General features: G+C 62.1%; 17 protein-coding genes. 6 read left to right on the top strand and 11 right to left on the bottom strand.

From position 1 onward, the window contains the following. The first annotated feature begins 35 nt into the window (after positions 1 to 35). A complete protein-coding gene (glmM, locus tag GOW72_RS07835) occupies positions 36 to 1382 on the top strand; it encodes a phosphoglucosamine mutase (RefSeq protein ID WP_170337916.1) in 1347 nt (448 codons plus the stop codon). On the opposite strand, the gene GOW72_RS07830 is transcribed toward glmM, so the two are convergent. Both GOW72_RS07830 and ilvC read right to left on the bottom strand, forming a co-directional pair. Then, positions 1376 to 2278 carry a DMT family transporter gene (locus GOW72_RS07830; RefSeq protein WP_170366770.1) on the bottom strand — a complete coding sequence of 301 codons (903 nt, stop codon included), beginning with the start codon at positions 2276 to 2278 and terminating at the stop codon, positions 1376 to 1378. The two genes, glmM and GOW72_RS07830, sit on opposite strands and share 7 nt — an antisense overlap. Before the next feature lie 72 nt (positions 2279 to 2350). Next, positions 2351 to 3373, bottom strand: a complete 1023-nt coding sequence (ilvC, locus tag GOW72_RS07825) for a ketol-acid reductoisomerase (protein WP_093962496.1) — start codon at positions 3371 to 3373, stop codon at positions 2351 to 2353. A 131-nt stretch (positions 3374 to 3504) separates the two neighbouring features. Between ilvC and GOW72_RS07820 the strand changes: the two genes are divergently transcribed. Together GOW72_RS07820 and GOW72_RS07815 are read left to right on the top strand one after the other, a co-directional pair. Next, positions 3505 to 3960: an Lrp/AsnC family transcriptional regulator gene (locus tag GOW72_RS07820; protein WP_170366436.1), complete on the top strand. Its 456-nt coding sequence runs from the start codon at positions 3505 to 3507 to the stop codon at positions 3958 to 3960. Then, positions 3957 to 4415 (top strand): Lrp/AsnC family transcriptional regulator, encoded by a 459-nt coding sequence (locus GOW72_RS07815; protein ID WP_170363151.1) that lies wholly within the window; start codon positions 3957 to 3959, stop codon positions 4413 to 4415. The genes GOW72_RS07820 and GOW72_RS07815 overlap by 4 nt, the downstream gene beginning before the upstream one ends. A 3-nt stretch (positions 4416 to 4418) precedes the next feature. Here GOW72_RS07815 and GOW72_RS19085 read toward each other — a convergent pair whose 3' ends face one another. Beyond that, a complete protein-coding gene (locus GOW72_RS19085) occupies positions 4419 to 5120 on the bottom strand; it encodes a histidine utilization transcriptional repressor HutC (RefSeq protein ID WP_170366434.1) in 702 nt (233 codons plus the stop codon). A 231-nt stretch (positions 5121 to 5351) separates the two neighbouring features. On the opposite strand from GOW72_RS19085, the gene GOW72_RS07805 reads away from it, so the two are divergent. Next, entirely contained in the window at positions 5352 to 6479 is a 1128-nt protein-coding gene (locus tag GOW72_RS07805; RefSeq protein WP_170366432.1) for an aminotransferase class V-fold PLP-dependent enzyme, read from the top strand. Between the two features lie 13 nt (positions 6480 to 6492). Here GOW72_RS07805 and GOW72_RS07800 read toward each other — a convergent pair whose 3' ends face one another. The 3 genes from GOW72_RS07800 to GOW72_RS07790 all read right to left on the bottom strand — a co-directional run bounded on the left by GOW72_RS07800 (position 6493) and on the right by GOW72_RS07790 (position 8779). Further along, positions 6493 to 7689, bottom strand: coding sequence for a UbiH/UbiF family hydroxylase (locus tag GOW72_RS07800; protein WP_170366430.1), 1197 nt, complete (start codon positions 7687 to 7689; stop codon positions 6493 to 6495). Positions 7690 to 7763: 74 nt separating this feature from the next. Next, the gene (locus GOW72_RS07795; RefSeq protein ID WP_170366428.1) at positions 7764 to 8012 is read right to left on the bottom strand and encodes a hypothetical protein; all 249 of its coding nucleotides are present in this window, start codon (positions 8010 to 8012) and stop codon (positions 7764 to 7766) included. A 122-nt stretch (positions 8013 to 8134) separates the two neighbouring features. Then, positions 8135 to 8779 (bottom strand): pyrimidine 5'-nucleotidase, encoded by a 645-nt coding sequence (locus GOW72_RS07790; RefSeq protein WP_005982272.1) that lies wholly within the window; start codon positions 8777 to 8779, stop codon positions 8135 to 8137. Positions 8780 to 8880: 101 nt separating this feature from the next. Between GOW72_RS07790 and GOW72_RS07785 the strand changes: the two genes are divergently transcribed. Continuing rightward, positions 8881 to 9528, top strand: a complete 648-nt coding sequence (locus GOW72_RS07785; protein ID WP_093962488.1) for a GntR family transcriptional regulator — start codon at positions 8881 to 8883, stop codon at positions 9526 to 9528. Here GOW72_RS07785 and GOW72_RS07780 read toward each other — a convergent pair. Then, positions 9485 to 11404 carry a glycosyltransferase family 2 protein gene (locus tag GOW72_RS07780; protein ID WP_170366426.1) on the bottom strand — a complete coding sequence of 640 codons (1920 nt, stop codon included), beginning with the start codon at positions 11402 to 11404 and terminating at the stop codon, positions 9485 to 9487. The genes GOW72_RS07785 and GOW72_RS07780 overlap by 44 nt on opposite strands. Positions 11405 to 11493: 89 nt before the next feature. Continuing rightward, positions 11494 to 12660 (bottom strand): glutamine-hydrolyzing carbamoyl-phosphate synthase small subunit, encoded by a 1167-nt coding sequence (gene carA, locus GOW72_RS07775; protein WP_170366423.1) that lies wholly within the window; start codon positions 12658 to 12660, stop codon positions 11494 to 11496. 183 nt (positions 12661 to 12843) lie between these two features. Here carA and GOW72_RS07770 point away from each other — a divergent pair, with 183 nt between their 5' ends. Further along, positions 12844 to 13329: a GatB/YqeY domain-containing protein gene (locus GOW72_RS07770; RefSeq protein WP_170338416.1), complete on the top strand. Its 486-nt coding sequence runs from the start codon at positions 12844 to 12846 to the stop codon at positions 13327 to 13329. Positions 13330 to 13335: 6 nt separating this feature from the next. On the opposite strand, the gene GOW72_RS07765 is transcribed toward GOW72_RS07770, so the two are convergent. The 3 genes from GOW72_RS07765 to ctaD form a co-directional block, all read right to left on the bottom strand. Then, positions 13336 to 13827 (bottom strand): DUF2244 domain-containing protein, encoded by a 492-nt coding sequence (locus tag GOW72_RS07765; RefSeq protein WP_170366421.1) that lies wholly within the window; start codon positions 13825 to 13827, stop codon positions 13336 to 13338. A gap of 43 nt (positions 13828 to 13870) precedes the next feature. Then, positions 13871 to 14470, bottom strand: a complete 600-nt coding sequence (locus GOW72_RS07760) for a 2-hydroxychromene-2-carboxylate isomerase (RefSeq protein WP_170366419.1) — start codon at positions 14468 to 14470, stop codon at positions 13871 to 13873. Positions 14471 to 14625: 155 nt separating this feature from the next. Further along, a complete protein-coding gene (gene ctaD / locus GOW72_RS07755) occupies positions 14626 to 16284 on the bottom strand; it encodes a cytochrome c oxidase subunit I (RefSeq protein WP_170337942.1) in 1659 nt (552 codons plus the stop codon). Positions 16285 to 16332 lie beyond the last annotated feature (48 nt).

Below are 16332 nucleotides of genomic sequence, written 5' to 3'. Positions count from 1 at the left end.
TCGGGTCGCAGGCAGGACTTTGTGGAGTAGCAGGTATGCGCAAGCTGTTCGGAACCGACGGGGTGCGGGGCACCGCCAACACCTATCCGATGACGGCCGAGATGGCGTTGCGGATCGGCGCGGCGGTGGGGCGGTACTTCCGCCGGGATGGCTCGGGCGTTCACCGGGTGGTGATCGGCAAGGATACGCGCCTGTCGGGCTATATGCTGGAGAACGCGCTGACGGCGGGTCTGACGTCGACCGGCATGAACGTGCTGCTGCTGGGGCCGGTGCCGACACCGGCAGTCGGGCTGATGACCCGGTCGATGCGGGCCGATCTGGGTGTAATGATCTCGGCCAGCCACAACCCGGCCGAGGACAACGGGATCAAGTTCTTTGGCCCCGATGGGTTCAAACTGTCCGATCAGGCCGAACTTGAAATCGAACAGCTGATCGAAGAGGGGGTCAAACCCGCGCAGGCGCAGAATATCGGGCGCGCCCGGCGCGTCGATGACGCGCGGTTCCGCTATGGCGAGCGGGTCAAGTCATCTCTGCCGCGCGAGCTGCGTCTGGATGGCCTCAAGGTGGTGATCGACTGCGCCAACGGCGCCGCGCACCGCACCGCGCCCGAGGTCCTGTGGGAGCTGGGGGCCGAGGTGATCCCGGTGGGAACGGCACCCAACGGCAAGAACATCAACCTGGGTTGCGGCTCGACCCAGCCGCGCGTGGCGGCCGAGGCCGTCGTGGCGCATGGGGCGGATGTGGGCATCTGCCTCGACGGCGATGCCGACCGGGTGGTGATCGTGGATGAGACCGGGCAGGTCGCCGATGGTGATCAACTCATGGCCCTTCTGGCTACCGCCTGGGCCACTTCCGAACGGCTGAAAGGCGGCGCGCTTGTTGCGACCGTCATGTCGAACCTGGGTCTGGAACGGTTTCTGGGCGCGCGCGGGCTGCGGCTGGAACGGACGGCGGTCGGTGACCGCTATGTGGTCGAGCGTATGCGGGAAGGCGGGTTCAACCTTGGCGGTGAGCAATCCGGCCATATCGTCATGAGCGACTATGCCACCACGGGTGATGGCCTGATGGCGGGGCTGCATTTCCTGGCCGAGATGGTGAATTCGGGGCGCAAAGCCTCGGATCTGGCGCAACAGTTCGAGACGGTGCCGCAACTGCTGAAGAACGTACGATACGGCGAAGGTCAGGCCCCGCTGGAAGCGGAGACGGTCAAGGCCGCGATCGCCGATGCCGAGGCGCGGCTGAACGGGCAGGGGCGGCTGCTGATCCGCAAGTCGGGGACCGAGCCCCTGATCCGTGTGATGGCGGAATGCGAGGACGACGCCCTTTTGGCACAGGTCGTCGATGGGATCGTGGCCGAGGTCGAAGCCGCCGCGCGTCAGTAGCCCAACAGCATCCTGCGCAAACTGAACCATTGGCTAATCGCCATTCCGGTCAGGATCAGCGCCAGCGCGATGTAGAACCGCAGCGGCAGCGCCTCGGACAGGATCCATGCGCCGAAGATCATCGACCAGACCGGCACCTGATAGTTCACCAGCGTCATGAAGACCGACCCGGCGCTGCGAATGATCGACACCCGCAGCAACGTCGCAAAGGCCGTTGGCACAAGTCCCAGCACGATCAAGGCAAGGGTTGGGCGCAGACCCTGCGGGGCGGGCACGCCCTCGGTCGTCAACATGATCGGCAGCAGGATCACCGCGCCCACCACCAATGTCAGTGCGGCCAGTACCACCGGGTCGATCGGCGGGCAGCGCCGGGTCAGGATCGACGCCACCGAATAGCAGAACGCCGCCCCGATGCAGGCCAGCTGTGCCAGCGGCTCGGCCCCGCTGCCCAGTTGCGCCAGCCCCGGACCGATCAGAACCAGCGCGCCGGCAAAGCCCAGCGATACCCCGACGAAGCGGCGTGCATTCAGCGGTTCATCCGAAAAGAAATGCGCCAGCGGCAGCACCATCAGCGGAATTGCGGCCATGGACAACCCGGCAAAGGCCGAGGGTACATATTGCTGCCCCCAGCTGAGCAGTACGAAAGGCAGTGCGGTGGACAGGATACCGATCAGGATTACCGACCAAGCCAGACTTGGTGTCAGGCTGGGGATGCGCCGCCCGGACAGCCCCATCAAGGCCAGCAGCATCACCGCGCCCAGCGTCGTCCGCGCCGTGGCCACCGTGATCGGGCCATAGCCTTCCAACGCCATCGCGACGACCATGAAGGTCCCGCCCCAGATCAGGCCGAGGGCAATGACGCCGCTCCAGTCGCTTATGTTGGGTTGAGGCACCATCGCTGGCCGTTCATCCATTCTGTATGAAAAGGGCGGCCACCGGGGCCGCCCTTGGGTCCAAGCCGTTAAGGCTTAGTTCTTTTCCTGATCGACCAACTTGCCGGCCGAAATCCAGGGCATCATGCCCCGCAGCTTTTTGCCGACTTCTTCGATCTGGTGTTCGTCGTTGGCCCGGCGCGAAGCCTTTATCGTGGGCTGACCGACCTGGTTTTCCAGCATGAAGTCGCGCACGAACTTGCCTTGCTGGATGTCGTTCAGAACCTCTTTCATCGCCTTCTTGGTCTGCTCATAGGGCAGGATGCGGGGGCCGGTGACGTATTGACCGTATTCCGCGGTGTTCGAGATCGAGTAGTCCATGTTGGCGATGCCGCCTTCATAGATCAGGTCCACGATCAGCTTCACCTCGTGCAGACACTCGAAATAGGCCATCTCGGGCGCATAGCCGGCCTCGACCAGGGTTTCAAAGCCGCAGCGGATCAGTTCGACCAGACCGCCGCAAAGAACAGCCTGCTCGCCGAACAGGTCGGTTTCGCATTCCTCGCGGAAGTTGGTCTCGATGATGCCCGAACGGCCGCCGCCGATGGCCGAGCAGTAGGACAGGCCGATTTCCAGCGCCTTGCCGGTCGCGTCGGTGTGAACGGCCACCAGGCACGGCACGCCGCCGCCTTTGACATATTCGCCGCGCACGGTGTGGCCGGGGCCTTTGGGGGCCATCATGATGACGTCCACGCCCTCTTTCGGCTCGATCAGGCCGAAATGCACGTTCAGGCCGTGGGCAAAGGCGATGGCCGCGCCGGGCTTGATGTTGTCATGCACATATTTCTTGTAGGTCTCGGCCTGAAGCTCGTCGGGCATGGTGAACATGATGACGTCGCACCAGGCCGCGGCCTCGGCGATGCCCATTACCTGCAGGCCTTCGGCTTCCGCTTTCTTGGCCGAGGGCGAGCCTTCGCGCAGGGCGACGACCAGGTTCTTGGCGCCCGAGTCGCGCAGGTTCAGCGCGTGGGCGTGGCCTTGGGAGCCATAGCCCAGAATGGCCACTTTCTTGTCCTTGATCAGGTTGATGTCGCAATCGCGATCGTAATAGACGCGCATTTTGCCGGTCCTTTCTGTTTCGATTGCTGCGGTTCTATCTGCAGTGATTGCTATTGGCGAGAGCGATGGCATTGGATATTGACGACAGAAGCGAAGAATAATTCTTAGAAACCGGAAAACTTGAAAAAGTCATGCTTGACGACATCGACCGCCGTATCCTGCGCCATTTTCAGGCTGACCCAAGCCTGAGCACCGCCGAGCTGGCCGAGCGGTGCCGGATCAGCAATGGCGTGTGCTGGCGCCGGATCGAGAAGATGCAGGCCGCCGGGATTATTCAGGGACAGGAGGCCGTGATCGACTGGTCCGCCATGGGCTATGCGGTCGAGGTGTCGCTGCGGGTGACGCTGGACAAAACCCAGCCGCGCGCATTCGACGAATTCACCGAAGCCGCCCGCAAAGTGCCCGAGGTGATCGAGATCCAGACCTTTCTGGGGCGGGTGGATGTCCGCCTGTCCGTCATCGCGCGGGACATGGCGCATTATCAGCAGGTCTATCGCGATCGTATCCTGACCCTGCCGCATATCGCCGATATCGAGGCCCTGATGCACATCGCGCGGGTCAAGCGGGACGAGGTGCTGCCGGTATGATCGAACTGGATGAACTGGACCGCAAACTGCTGCGCGCTTTGGCTCAGGACGCGACGCAGAGTGCAGGTGCGCTGGGGCGGCGTTTCGGTCTGTCGCAGCCTGCCACCTGGCGCCGGATCCGGCGGCTGGAGCAGGCGGGCATCATCAAGGGGCGCAGGCTGCGCTTGAACGCCGAGGCACTGGGGTTCGGTGTCACAGTATTTCTGGGCGTCAAGCTGGCGCGCAAAGGCCAGGTCAGCCTCGAGGATTTCGAACGCGCCGTTAGCGCCATTCCCGAAGTCCAAACCGTGGAACACGTACTGGGCCTGTATGACTACCGACTGCGGGTGGTGGCACGCGATCTGGCAGATTTCGAGCGTGTTCTGCGTCGGCGTATCATGACCCTGCCGGGGGCCGGGGACGTCGAAGCAAATGTACTGCTGAGCGAAGAACGCCTGCCCGGGCCGATAGGCTAGCGGTCAGTAGCGGGTACGGATGCAATAGCCAGGATGGTGGGTCAGGCGGGCAAACGAAACCGGCTGTCCGTCTTTCCATGTCGTGCGCTCAAGCTGAATCATCGCGGCCCCGGTCGTCGTTCCCATATAATCTGCCAAGTGGCTGTCGGCGGAAATGGCGTAGAGTGCAAGCTCGGCGTCAATGAAGGGGTTCGCATTCAACAGCCATTCATGCGGCCCGACTTCTTCCAGATTGGCATCTTCAACCTCGGGGACGGTCGAAATGTTGATCCAGCGTTCTTCGTGCTGAAACGGGCGGTTGTCGGCATAGTGCATGCACACCAGATGCAGGATCTGCGATTGCGGCGGCAGACCCAGTTGCGAGCTGAGCCAGCCCGGGCTCTTGTCGATGCTGCGCTCGACCAGGGCATAGCGGTAGGTCTGGTTCTGGTCTTCGACGATCTGACGGGCCAGCGACAGTTCCAGCTTGGCCTGTTTGCTGGGTGATTTCTTGACCCGCGTTCCGCTCTTGCGCTTGCGCTCGACGAACCCTTGCTCTGCCAGTTCGCGCAGCGCACGGTTGACGGTTGCGCGCGCGCAGTTGAACTCTTCGGCAAGCTGGGTTTCGGTCGGCAGCAAGGAACCTTGGGGCCAGACCCGTGTCTCGATCCGCCGCTTCACTTCGTCCCGAACGAATTGAAAACTGATCCGCTTTTGAACGTTCACGGTCTAAAATATCCTTTCAAGCTCAAGATGTGCGTATCTGTTCAGAAACACGTCAAGGTGTAAAGAGAGAGGTGACACTAATTGGCGTCAATTCGGCCTATCAGGCTGCTGAGACGGGTGTGCAGCCGAGCTTCTGACCGTTGACTTAGGGGGAGCGCATGAGGGTCAATGAGCACTTTACCAACAGATGCAAAGCCTTCAGAAAGTGAGCAACCCAGAAAAGGAGACAACATGCCTGCATTGTTGACTACAGTCGATCCGGACGGGCTCGAAGAATTCTCGGTCGTGTTCACCGACCGCTCGCTCAATCACATGTCGCAAGCGTTCCAGCGGGTGATGCGCGACATCTCAGGGATGCTGCGTGAGGTCTATGGTGCGGACGGCGTGGCCGTGGTGCCGGGCGGCGGAACTTATGCGATGGAGGCCGTGGCCCGACAGTTCGCCCGCGGCGCCAACGTGCTGGTGGTACGCAACGGCTGGTTTTCGTATCGTTGGAGCCAGATCATCGAAACCGGGGGGCTGACGGCCTCGGCCACCGTTTTGAAGGCTCGTCAAACGGGGAATTCCAGCCCGTCGCCCTTTGCGCCGGCGCCGATCGACGAGGTGGTCGAAACCATTCGCAGCCAGCGACCCAGCGTGGTGTTTGCGCCGCATGTGGAAACCTCGGCCGGGGTCATTCTGCCGGATGACTATGTCACCGCGATGGCCGCTGCCGCGCACGAGGTCGGCGCGTTGATGGTGCTCGACTGCATCGCCTCGGGCTGTGCCTGGATCGACATGAAGGCCACCGGCGTGGACGTTCTGATCTCGGCCCCGCAAAAGGGTTGGAGCGCCTCGCCCTGCGCCGGCCTGGTCATGCTGTCCGACCGCGCCGAAGCGCGGCTGGCCGAGACCACCTCGGACAGTTTCGCGCTGGACTTGAAGAAATGGCGCCAGATCATGCAGGCCTATGAGGGCGGCGGCCATGCCTATCACGCCACCATGCCCACCGATGCGCTGCGGGCGTTCCGCGATACGATGCAGGAGACCCGGGACTATGGGTTCGAAAAGTTGCGCGATGCGCAATGGCGGCTGGGAAATGCGGTGCGGGCGATGCTGCGCGACAAGGGGGTCGTTTCGGTCGCGGCCGAAGGCTTTGGCGCGCCGGGGGTTGTGGTCAGCTATATCGACGACCCCGAGGTGCAGAACGGCAAGAAATTCGCCGCGCTAGGCATGCAGATTGCCGCCGGCGTGCCGCTGCAATGTGACGAGCCCGAAGGGTTCAGCACCTTTCGCCTGGGCCTGTTCGGGTTGGACAAGCTGTATGATGTCGACGGAACGGTGGCCCGGCTGAAGCGGGTTCTGGATCAGGTGCTGTAGGCCGGTACGGGCCTCAGCGCACGCCGAGGCCCATCTGCATCAACGTCTTGCGCACCACCGGCATCGAATAAAGCGCGTTCAGCCCGGCAGCGCGCGCATCGCGCAACGGCCGTGCCTCGACCATCGAGGCGCGGTTCAGCAGGTCGATCCCCTTGACGCGCAGTTCGATCTCGGCATGGCGGGCCTTGTGATAGGCCTCGAGCATCTGGGCATCTCCCAGACCGTCGGGCCGGGTCTGGGCCAGGTCCAGAAGGCTGCGCAGATCCCCCAGTGACATGTTCAGCCCCTGCGCGCCGATCGGGGGCACCACATGGGCGGCCTCGGCCATCAGGGCCACGCGCTGGGCCGACAGGCGCTCGGCCGATTGGCTGATGATCGGCCAGATTGTCCGGCGCGAGGCCAGATTCAGCGGTCCGAACAGGCCGCAGGACCGCTCGGTCATCGCGGCCTCGAACTCGGCCTCGGGCAGGTTCAGCAATTCGACCGCGCGCGGGCCGCGCTCCATCCACACGATCGCCGACGAGGGCTGGCCCTGCCAGTCGGGCAGGGGGACCAGAGTGAACGGCCCGCCGGACCGGTGGATCTCGGTCGAGACGTTTTCATGGGCGATCGGATGCGTCACCGCAAAGGCCAGTGCCTTTTGCCCGTATCGTGTGGTGTGGACCTTGATCCCCGCAGCCTCGCGCATGGGCGAGTTGCGGCCGTCGGCGGCGATCACCAGCTTGGTGCGGATGCGCGTGCCGTCCGACAGGCCCACACGCGCCTCGGCGGTGCGGGTGAACAGGCTGACGGTGCCGGTGCCGGGGCGGAAATCGACATTCGGCAGTTCGTGCAGCCGGGCGACCATCTCGCGCCGCAGCAGCCAATTGGGCAGGTTCCAGCCAAAGGGTTGATCCGAGATATCGGCGGCGTTGAAATCGCGCACCACGCGCGGCTCGGGGGTATCGCCGCCAGCGTCCACGATGCGCATGATCTGCAGCGGCGCGGCATGGGGTTCCAGCCGGTCCCACAACCCGCAGTGCTGCAGTAGGCCGTGCGCCGGTTGCAGAAACGCAGTGGTGCGCAGGTCGGACCCGTCGGCGTCGCGGTCGGTGACGGGCGGGGTCGGGTCCACGCAGATCACGTCGAACCCTGCGGCGCCGAATACGGCCGCCGCGGTCAACCCGGCGATGCCGCCGCCGGAAATCAGGATGTCACAACTGTCGGTCATCGCGTCACTCTCCGTTGCCAGCGGACCCTAGTGCGGTTCTAGGGCCTGCGCCAAGTGACATCCTGTCCCGTGGTCTAGCCGCGTGAAATCAGGACCAGAATCAGGAACATCACCGGCACCATCGCCACGGCCGGCAGATACAGGCCCGGCAGGCCGAACAACAGGGCCGAACAGCCCCACATGCTGACCAGCGCCGCAACGGTATAGCCGAGATCCTCGGGCTTGCCATTGGCCGCATCGCGGGCCAGCCAGCCAAACAGGGGAATTGCAAAAAGCAGGCGCTGCCAAAAAGGCAGGCGGCCGGGCATCTCGATCGCGGTCATCGGAATCTCCAGTTCTGTTCGTCGCTGAGCCTGATGTAGGAACGACTTTGCAGCTGCAGAATGCGCGGATCGTCGCAGTTTCGGGCTGCGCGCAGGCGCATTTCGTCGCAGTTTCGGGTGATTCAGATCAGGCGCGCGAGAAAGGCGGTCAGATCATCGGTGTGGTGGTGGATGTGATCCGCGTCATGCGGATCGGGCGCGACATGCACGGTACGCATGCCCATGTCATGCGGGGCCTTCAGGTTGCGCGGCTCGTCCTCGAACATGGCGGCGCGGTCGGGGCGGATGCCGTCGCGGGCAAAGACCGTTTCAAACGCGGCCTTGTCCGGTTTGGGCCGATATCCCGCATGTTCGACCCCATAGATCGCGTCGAACAGCCCATCCAACCCGCGCGAGGCCAGAACCCGCTCGGCATAGGGCGCGCTGCCGTTGGTGTAGACGATGCGCCGCCCGGGCAGGGCCCGGATATGCGCGGCCAGCGCAGGGTCGGGTTCCATGTGGCTCAGGTCGACCTGATGAACCGCGTGCAGATAGGGCTCGGGGTCCAGATCATGTTCGGCCATTAGCCCGGCCAGCGTGGTGCCGTGTTCGCGCCAATAGTGCTGGCGCAGCCGGTCAGCCTCGGCCCGGTCGACGCGCAGGGCTTCGACCACGTATTCCGTCATCAGCACCTCGATCTGATCGAACAGGCGCATGTGAGGCGGATACAGGGTGTTGTCCAGATCGAACACCCATTGTGTGACATGTGAAAATGCGGGCTTGACCATAGGCTTGGGTTTAGGCCGCGGCCATCGGGTTTTCAATGGCGCACTTGATTGCAGGCCCATGGCCCGGATAGACAGGTCCGAACGAGGAGAGACCCGACCCAATGAACCAGTCCCGACAGCCCCAGACCGATGCCTACAGCCTGATCCTCGAAGCGATCGACGTGGGTGTGTACAAACCCGGCGACCGGCTGGTGGAAAGCGAACTGGCCGAGCGGTTCGGCGTGTCGCGCACCCCGATCCGCGAGGCGCTGCAGCGGCTCGAGACGCAGTCGCTGCTGGAACGTGACGGGCGGTCGCTCATCGTGGCCTCGCTGGACCACAACCAGATGGCCGAGCTGTATGTCGTGCGGCGTGAGTTGGAAGGGCTGGCGGCCCGACTGGCCGCGCGCCACGCCACGGATGAGGAAATCAAAGTCCTGCAGGATATGGTCGAAGCCGATGACGCGCTTGTGGATGATCCAGTGGCTCTTTCCCGGGCCAACCGGCGGTTCCACGAGCAGATCCACCTTGCGTCGCACAACCGCTACCTTGTTCAGCAATTGGACCTTGTCCATCGCACCATGGCTCTGATGGCAACGACTTCATTGGCCGCGCAGGGCCGCGGTGAGATCGCTCAGAGTGAGCATAAGGGGATCGTCGAGGCAATCGCGGCTCATGACGAAGAAGCCGCCGACCGAGCTCTGAAGGAACATATCTCGGTCGCGTTCATGACCCGGCTGAAGCAGGATGCAATCCGGCGCGAGAAATAGCTTGGTCGTCTGGCTGCACTTCTTCGCTGGCCTGTCCGTGCTGGGTCTTGTCCCAGAAGAATGGTCTGACCGCCAGTTCCCACAGCGCCTTGTATGCTGCTGCCACGCCCAAGGGGTAGTAGAGTGCCATGGTCGGGACCCACGGCAGCAGGAAACGGCGACCGCCGGCCACCACGCCCAAGCCTCCAACTAGGATGTTCGCGGCCTCGGCGGTCAGGAACAGGTAGACACAGGCGTTCAAGATTTGCGGTGCCAATACAGCTTCGAAAGGGTTCGTCAGCCCCAAAAAGGTCAGCCAGAAGACCCAAAGCACCGGGGCGAGCAGGAATTGTCCGACCGTCCCCAGGAAAAAGGCTTGGACACCCAGAAAGCGCCACATCCCCAGATCGCGCATCAATGCCAGGGGCGAGCGCATGTGGACAAGGTACGTGACCATGAACCCTTTGAGCCAGCGCGAGCGTTGCTTCACCCAAGGCCAGGCGCGGAAATTGGCCTCTTCATACGTGGCGGTATTCACGATTTCGGTGCGATAGCCCGCGCGACTGAGCCGAACCCCCAAATCCGCGTCCTCGGTCACATTGTGAGCGTCCCAGCCCCCCAATTCCAACAGCTTGTCCCTGCGGAAGAAGAACGTCGTTCCGCCCAGTGGCACCACAAGACCCAACCGTGCGATTCCGGGCAGGATTACGCGGAACCAACCGCTGTACTCGATGGTGAAGCAACGCGAGCGCCAGTTGGTGCGCGGGTTGTAGTAGTCCAGAACACCCTGCAGGCAGACGACATCATCGGGCGCGCGGGCGAATTGCTCTACCACGGTCTCGATTTGGTCTGGCAGAGGCGCATCCTCGGCGTCCCAGACGCCCAAAATCTCTCCTCGGCAGAAATCCAGCGCATAGTTCATCGCCCGTGGTTTGGTGGTCAGGTTGCCAAGATCGGGCACCTCCAGCGTTCGGATCCAGCTGGGCAGGGTGGTCTGCGCAAGCGCTGACCGGGTGACGTCATCATGTTCTTCCAAGACCAGGATCACGTCCAACAGCGCCTTTGGATAGGTCAGGCGTTTCAGCCTTTGGATCAGCGCACCAGCGATTTCCCGTTCCTTGTGCAACGGCACCAGGATGGACACGCACGGCAGGCGCTGTTGCGCAAGCAGACCGTCTGGGTTTTTGGCCTTTTGGGGGAAGAGATACGATATCAACCCGGCCAGCCGAAGAATCAGGAAAAGGATCAGCGTTGAAACTGCTGCCCAGAACAGCAGGGATAGCCCGGCATTCGGTTGCAGACCCAGGCCCACAAGCGCAGCCAGCGCCAAGAGGGTCGGCAGGAGACGCGAACTCGCAGTCCATGAGCGGCAGCTTTGCGATAGCGGCGCCCGCGTTTCCGCCGCCTCAGCCAAAGGTTTTGCGTAATGTCGGGCAATAGCTTGGTCGATGTCATCGGGTGCGGCCAGCACCGGAAGGACTGTCTGGGCGCAATCCGCCAACCCGGACCTTATTTCATCAAAGCGGTCTGGGTAGGCCGTCGCGACCAAAAGCACGGGCCCGACTCGCAGCCACGGAATGGCGTTGTGCGTCAGCCAGAACTGCATCGGGCGCAGCGCGCAAAGGTCAGCGGGTGGCGGCGTGTTTTCCAGATCGGCGATCTGCAGCCCATGTTGTTGGCCCAGCGCTAACAACACATCGCTGCGCGAGGCTATATGCTCGCCAACTAGAATTTCGCCTAGAAGAGCGTTCTGCCGCTCCTGCAGTTTCAGGGCGTGATCCAGTTGAGCGGGGGTAATCACCCCCAAGTCGATCAGGCAAGTGCCCAAAGGTTTGCGGGGGCCAATGCCGGAAACCGGGGTCGCAGGCCCGTGACCCAGAAAATTCAATTCAACCATCATAGAACCCTGCCCGAAGTGTCGGGTTAGAGTTGCTCAATCAAGGTTAATTCCGGGTTAACGTTGACGCGGTCCGCAAACCTGCGGGATTAAGCGCGCACTTTTCGGTCTGCCATGGCCGCGGCAAACCGTTCAAACAGGTAAAAGCTGTCTTGCGGGCCGGGCGAGGCTTCGGGGTGATACTGAACCGAATACACCGGGCGATCGGACATGCGGATGCCGCAGTTCGAACCATCGAACAGCGACCGGTGGGTTTCAACCACCCCGGCAGGCAACGATTGGGCGTCGACCGCAAAGCCATGGTTCATCGAGGTGATCTCGACCTTGCCGGTTTCCAGGTCCTTGACCGGGTGGTTGGCGCCGTGGTGTCCGTGGTTCATCTTGATGGTCTTGCCGCCCAACGCCAGTGCCAGCATCTGGTGACCAAGGCAGATCCCGAAAATCGGCAGATCTGTGGTTTCGAGTATTTCCTTGATCATCGGCACAGCATAAGTGCCGGTGGCCGCCGGGTCTCCCGGGCCGTTTGACAAGAATACGCCATCAGGGTCGTGCGCCAGCACCTCAGCCGTGGTTGCGGTTGCGGGCAGGACCGTCACGTCGCAACCGGCCGAGGCCAGGCAGCGCAGGATGTTCCGTTTTGCGCCGTAGTCCAGCGCGACGACCTTGTGCACGGGCGCTTCCTGACGCTGGTAGCCGTCCGGCCAGGCCCAGCGCATCTCGTCCCAGCGGTAGCTTTGAGCGCAGGTCACATCCTTGGCCAGATCCATGCCCTCCAGCCCGGCGAATCCACGCGCCGCTGCAACCAGGGCTTCGATATCGAAGTTGCCCTGCGGATCATGGGCCAACGCGACATGCGGAGCGCCTTGCTGGCGGATCGCACGGGTCAGCCGGCGGGTATCGACCCCACCGATGGCGATCCGGCCACGGCGTGCCAGCCAGTCGGTCAGCCGCTCGGCCGAGCGCCAGTTCGACGGCTCGGTCGGATCCCATTTCACGACCATGCCCGCGGCAACCGGATCGGCGGTTTCGTCATCGTCGGGATTGACGCCGACATTTCCGATATGTGGGAAGGTGAAAGTCACGATCTGCCCGGCATAGGACGGGTCGGTCATGATTTCCTGATACCCGGTCATCGCGGTGTTGAAACACAGCTCGGCCTCGGTTTGCCCCGTGGCGCCGAACCCGGTTCCGAAGAAGAGCGTTCCGTCGGCCAGAGCCAGACATGCGGTGGGCTTGGACGTGGCTTGATGGGCCATGGCGCGACTCTCCTATCGGGTAAATCGGCGCATAAGTAAGGGGGTTGGTGCCTCGGGTCAACCCTGTTCAAATTTTGGGCTATTGTTGTTTTTCAATGATTTAGCCTTATCTGTCTGCTGTTGTGCCTCGGATTTTGTTTAGATATGTTCGGGGTTCCGTTGCCATGGGGATGGACAGAACAGATGGATATGCGAACTCGGGTGACCACTGCCCTGAAGCAAGCAATGAAGGACAAGGATGCCGAGCGTTTGTCGACGCTGCGGCTGGTCAATGCCGCGATCAAGGATCGGGACATCGCGCTGCGCGCGGCCGGAAACGAAGAGGCCAAGGGCTGCGATGACGCGGATGTTCTTGAGATTCTTGGGAAAATGAGCAAGCAGCGCAAGGAAAGCGCTCGGGCCTATGAGGAAGGCGGTCGTTTGGACCTGGCCGAGCGCGAACTGCGCGAGGTGAAGATCATCGAGGAATTCCTGCCCAAGCAGTTGGATGATGATGAGGTCGCAAAGGCCATCCAGACGGCGATCACGGCGACCGGTGCCGGGTCGATCCGGGACATGGGCAAGGTCATGGGCGAGCTCAAGGCCAACTACACAGGCCAGATGGACTTTGGAAAGGTGGGGCCGCTGGTCAAAGACCACCTGTGCGCAGCGTCGAACGGCGACTGCTGACGCGCTTTATTCAAGCGCCGGTTCGCGCAGCCGTATTACCAGATCATCATACAAGGCAATGCGTTCCTCCTCTGAGAGGAACGCGCCAATCTCGACCACCCGTCCTTCACCCGACAGGGTCACATAGTTCGGGACGGGTCCGCCGGCCTTGTGCATTTCCGGACGGGCCCAGTATCGATTGCAAGTCCATTCCTGCTGGCCGGTCCGGGCGCTGTGATGGATCAGGCGTGCTTGGGTTCCGGTAAGGGTCAGTACCTCAAACACGTTACGGGACCGATAGTTCGCCTGGATCGCAAGCCATAGGCCCGCCACCGTCAACAAAAGGAACGGCAATAGCCCCCACAGCAGAACCGATCCCAGAACTGCAAGCAGGGGAATCAGTCCAAACAGGAAAACCGATAGCACGACGGCCATCGCGCCGCGCGGCGGCAGGGAATTGTGCGGCCAAAGGCGCAATTCCTGTTCCGAGTTCGAGCTGTCGTTCCAATGGTAGGGCATATTGCAAAAATAGCGCCTGCTGATCCGGTGTCGATTGCCAATTTCAAACGACGTGTCCGACCCTCGCCCAGGACAGCGCATCCTCAAGCCGGTCGTCGCCCCAGAACACTTCGCCCCGCGTGACAAAGCTGGGCGCGCCGAATACGCCCAGGCCCACCGCCGTTTCGGTTTCAGCTTTCAACGCGGTTTCGATTTCAGGGCTGCGCGCGCGGGCCAGGACGGGCAGCGGGTCCAGCTGGCAACGGAACAGAGCCTCGGACATGGCGTTTTCACTGCCGGCTTCGATACCGTCCTCAAACCAGATCCTGTAAAGGTTTTGGGTAAAGCTCTTGCCCCATCCTTCCCGGAAACCCAGCAGCGCGACCTGGTTGGCCAATTCGAGGTTCGAAATCGGATAGGGGGCCGGCAGCTTGGCGTGGATATGGTACTTGGCTGCCCGGCGTTCGATGTCGCGCCACATATAGGCCGACTTGACGGGTTTGCCCGCAAACGGAATGTTCTTCTGTTCAGACATGACCGCGCGCACGTCGAAAGGGCGCCAGTTAACCTGCGCCTGGTGTTCTGCGCACCAATCGTCCAGACGCATGATGGTCAGGAAACTGTAAGTGCTGCCGATGGAGTACCAGAAATCAATATCGGGCATGGTGACCTCGGAGATTGGCCGGACATGCGGCGCCCCAAGGATACCCGATTTTCAACGATATTGCGACCGCCCGCGGAATGCGATGGCCGATAGAGCGCGAACAGAAAAAGAAAAACCCCGCCGTGAAGGCGGGGTTTCCTGTTTTCGGGAAGGGATCAGTGCGCGTGGCCTTTGTCCCAGTCTTCCTGTTTGGGCAGCTGCTCGAACGTGTGCTCGGGCGGCGGCGAGGGCAGGGTCCATTCCAGCGTATCCGCGTATTCGTTCCACGGGTTCGGGCGTGTTTCCTTGGCGCCCCGGAACAGGGCGTAGAACACGATCCCGAAGAACAGCAGGAACGAAGCGAACGAGACGAACGCACCGATCGACGAGACGAAGTTCCACTGAGCGAAGGCTTCGGGATAGTCGATATACCGGCGCGGCATGCCCTGACGGCCCAGAAAGTGCTGCGGGAAGAAGGTTAGGTTTGCACCGATGAAGAACATCCAGAAGTGCACCTTGCCCCAGAACTCCGAGTACTGACGGCCCGTCATCTTCGAGAAGTAGAAGTACACCCCGGCAAAGATGGCGAAGACTGCACCCAGGCTCATCACGTAGTGGAAGTGCGCGACGACATAGTAGGTGTCGTGGTAGGCACGGTCGATACCGGCCTGCGACAGAACCACACCGGTCACACCGCCGACGGTGAACAGGAACAGGAAGCCGAAGGCGAACAGCATCGGCGTCTTGAACTCGATCGAGCCGCCCCACATGGTGGCGATCCACGAGAACACCTTGACCCCCGTCGGAACCGCGATGACCATCGTGGCCAGCATGAAGTACGCCTGCTGGCGCAGCGACATGCCCACGGTGTACATGTGGTGTGCCCACACGACGAAGCCCAGTGCGCCGATTGCGATGATCGCCCAGACCATCGGCAGATAGCCAAAGATCGGCTTGCGCGAGAAGGTGGCGATTACGTGGCTGATGATGCCAAAGCCTGGCAGGATCACGATGTACACTTCGGGGTGACCGAAGAACCACAGGATGTGCTGGTACAGGATCGGGTCACCGCCACCGGCCGGATCAAAGAAGGTGAAGCCGAAGTTGCGGTCCATCAGCAGCATGGTGATCGCGCCCGCCAGAACCGGCAGCGACAGCAGAATCAGCCACGAGGTGACGAAGATCGACCAGCTGAACAGCGGAACCTTGAACAGGGTCATGCCCGGGGCACGCATGTTCAGGAAGGTAGTGATCATGTTGATCGCGCCGAGGATCGAGGAGGCGCCCGATACGTGCACGGCAAAGATCGCCAGGTCCATGGACATGCCGCCTTCGGTCGTCGACAGCGGCGGGTAAAGAACCCAGCCCACGCCCGAGCCGGCCTGGTCGTTGCCGCCGGGGGCCAGCAGCGACGCGATGCCCAGCGAGGTGCCGGCGACATACAGCCAGAAGGACAGGTTGTTCATCCGCGGGAACGCCATGTCCGGTGCACCGATCTGCAACGGCATGAAATAGTTGCCAAAACCGCCGAACAGGGCGGGAATGACCACAAAGAACATCATCAGGACACCGTGATAGGTGATCATCACGTTCCAAAGGTGTCCGTTGGGCGTGCAGGGGTCGGCCATGAAGCCTTCCAGGCACATGTACTGAACGCCCGGATGCATCAGTTCAAGCCGCATGTAGATGGTCATCGCGACCGAGATGAACCCGGCAAAGGCCGAGAAGATCAGGTAAAGGATCCCGATATCCTTGTGGTTGGTCGACATGAACCACCGGGTAAAGAATCCGCGCTGGTCTTCATGATCGTGACCATGAATGGCTGCGTCTGCCATTTAGGTGCCTCCTGTTGCAAATAGACCGCGCAGCCGGACCTCTCCGGC

This window comes from Ruegeria arenilitoris, from assembly GCF_013032855.1.
Classification (GTDB): Bacteria; Pseudomonadota; Alphaproteobacteria; order Rhodobacterales; family Rhodobacteraceae; genus Ruegeria; species Ruegeria arenilitoris.
Note: the sequence above shows the minus strand (reverse complement) of the source record. Positions and strands in the feature narration are given on the sequence as shown.

What these genes read in the sequence shown, in the direction of transcription:
- glmM (WP_170337916.1), top strand. Translation starts at nt 36, where the DNA reads ATGCGCAAGCTGTTCGGAACCGACGGGGTGCGGGGCACCGCCAACACC.
- GOW72_RS07830 (WP_170366770.1), bottom strand. Translation starts at nt 2,278, where the DNA reads ATGGTGCCTCAACCCAACATAAGCGACTGGAGCGGCGTCATTGCCCTC.
- ilvC (WP_093962496.1), bottom strand. Translation starts at nt 3,373, where the DNA reads ATGCGCGTCTATTACGATCGCGATTGCGACATCAACCTGATCAAGGAC.
- GOW72_RS07820 (WP_170366436.1), top strand. Translation starts at nt 3,505, where the DNA reads ATGCTTGACGACATCGACCGCCGTATCCTGCGCCATTTTCAGGCTGAC.
- GOW72_RS07815 (WP_170363151.1), top strand. Translation starts at nt 3,957, where the DNA reads ATGATCGAACTGGATGAACTGGACCGCAAACTGCTGCGCGCTTTGGCT.
- GOW72_RS07805 (WP_170366432.1), top strand. Translation starts at nt 5,352, where the DNA reads ATGCCTGCATTGTTGACTACAGTCGATCCGGACGGGCTCGAAGAATTC.
- GOW72_RS07800 (WP_170366430.1), bottom strand. Translation starts at nt 7,689, where the DNA reads ATGACCGACAGTTGTGACATCCTGATTTCCGGCGGCGGCATCGCCGGG.
- GOW72_RS07795 (WP_170366428.1), bottom strand. Translation starts at nt 8,012, where the DNA reads ATGACCGCGATCGAGATGCCCGGCCGCCTGCCTTTTTGGCAGCGCCTG.
- GOW72_RS07790 (WP_005982272.1), bottom strand. Translation starts at nt 8,779, where the DNA reads ATGGTCAAGCCCGCATTTTCACATGTCACACAATGGGTGTTCGATCTG.
- GOW72_RS07785 (WP_093962488.1), top strand. Translation starts at nt 8,881, where the DNA reads ATGAACCAGTCCCGACAGCCCCAGACCGATGCCTACAGCCTGATCCTC.
- GOW72_RS07780 (WP_170366426.1), bottom strand. Translation starts at nt 11,404, where the DNA reads ATGGTTGAATTGAATTTTCTGGGTCACGGGCCTGCGACCCCGGTTTCC.
- carA (WP_170366423.1), bottom strand. Translation starts at nt 12,660, where the DNA reads ATGGCCCATCAAGCCACGTCCAAGCCCACCGCATGTCTGGCTCTGGCC.
- GOW72_RS07770 (WP_170338416.1), top strand. Translation starts at nt 12,844, where the DNA reads ATGGATATGCGAACTCGGGTGACCACTGCCCTGAAGCAAGCAATGAAG.
- GOW72_RS07765 (WP_170366421.1), bottom strand. Translation starts at nt 13,827, where the DNA reads ATGCCCTACCATTGGAACGACAGCTCGAACTCGGAACAGGAATTGCGC.
- GOW72_RS07760 (WP_170366419.1), bottom strand. Translation starts at nt 14,470, where the DNA reads ATGCCCGATATTGATTTCTGGTACTCCATCGGCAGCACTTACAGTTTC.
- ctaD (WP_170337942.1), bottom strand. Translation starts at nt 16,284, where the DNA reads ATGGCAGACGCAGCCATTCATGGTCACGATCATGAAGACCAGCGCGGA.